The organism is Halolactibacillus sp. JCM 19043 (genome assembly GCF_001310395.1).
GTDB classification, from domain to species: domain Bacteria; phylum Bacillota; class Bacilli; order Bacillales; family Amphibacillaceae; genus Halolactibacillus; species Halolactibacillus miurensis.
In genome coordinates this window covers 1-820 of sequence record NZ_BAXD01000088.1, presented here as the reverse complement: position 1 = coordinate 820, position 820 = coordinate 1, and the positions used below count along the sequence as shown (strand labels likewise).

The window sequence follows — 820 nt, the reverse complement described above, 5'->3', positions numbered from 1 at the left end:
TGAAATTCATTCAAAGAAGAAAAAAATAAAAATGAATTTAGTGAGATTTTATCATTTGTTAATCAGTTGAAACGAGAGAAGGCAGAGAATAGAATTAAAGATGTCATTTATTCTTTAGGTAGAGTTCATCAATTTGAGTTGATAAATAATATTATAAAGAAAACGGGGTACCAAATTAATTCGAATAATAGCATTATGGACTTGTTCTTTGATACAAATAAATGCAACTATTATTTTCATAAGCTTTCTGATTCTGGTTATGAAATAGTAAATATACAAGATCGTAGAGATGATAATTCATTTATATCACCTAGTGAAACCCTGGTATTTTCTTTTCCCTGGAATAAACAAAGGATGATTGATGCTTTTAAAGAAATTGGAGAAGCTGTCGGGAATAAATGGGAGCATCAACCAATTAATCATAAAGTGTGCTTGATAAAGCCTTTAAACATTGCTGTGATAGAAAATGGTTATCACTCGTCCTCGATTAATATCATAACTAATGAATCGCCATTTAAGGTAACAAGTTGTTTAGATTTAACGCCAATATATAATGAGATATTTACCGATGGTGTGTATTTTTTTGACAAGAAAAGTTCTACCAAGCTCGCTCCTGTTAGGTCTGTTGAAATGGCCGCTATTTTTGAAATTGGACGAATAATATTAGACGATAGTGAGAAGGCATTAGATATTGATTCTTAAGTTGGGTAGCCTGAAGGTCCAGCAAGTGTCTGTAAGCAGCTAAAGATCAGCTGCGGACAGGCACTAACTGTCTCGCTCTTCCCTAAAATCCTCGATAATCAGAAGAATTAAAGAAACC

Annotated in this window: 1 pseudogene; it reads left to right on the top strand. The window is 32.7% G+C overall.

From position 1 onward, the window contains the following. Positions 1-21: 21 nt before the first annotated feature. A pseudogene (locus JCM19043_RS15775) lies at positions 22-702 on the top strand (DUF6710 family protein); the annotation flags it as partial. Positions 703-820: the final 118 nt, after the last annotated feature.